Annotated in this window: 1 protein-coding gene; it reads right to left on the bottom strand. The window is 63.6% G+C overall.

Annotated features, from left to right (window positions below; translation table 11 throughout):
• A partial coding sequence (locus E5W87_RS35620) for a lytic transglycosylase domain-containing protein (RefSeq protein ID WP_292408689.1) occupies positions 1 to 428 on the bottom strand: 428 nt, incomplete at both ends.

The following is a 428-nucleotide window of genomic DNA, read 5'->3' on the forward strand; positions in this document are numbered from 1 at the left end:
GACCATTGGCAGCGGCTTGCCACGCTGCCAATGGTCTTCGTAGCGCTCGGGGCCTGCGTTGTAGGCGGCAAACAGGCCGGGAAATCCGAAGCGATCATACATGGCGCGCAGATAGGCGGTCCCGGCGAGGATGTTGTCGCGTGGATCATGCGGATCACGTCCAAGGCCGTGTTCAACCCGCATCTCCGCATAGGTGCCAGGCATCACCTGCATGAGACCGATGGCGCCGGCGCTGGAGGTGATGGGACGGCCTGCGCGCATCGTATTGCCGCCGCTTTCGGCATCCATGACGGCGTAAATCCACGCCTGGGGAACACGAAAGCGCCGGCTTGCTTCCGATACGAACTCCTGCCACTTTTGAAGCTGCGGACTGTGGGAGATGGCGACCGGCTCAGCGCCGGTCGAGGCGGAACAGGCGCATGGCGCAA

The sequence above is a fragment of the Mesorhizobium sp. genome (assembly GCF_004962925.1).
In the GTDB taxonomy this organism is placed as follows: domain Bacteria; phylum Pseudomonadota; class Alphaproteobacteria; order Rhizobiales; family Rhizobiaceae; genus Mesorhizobium.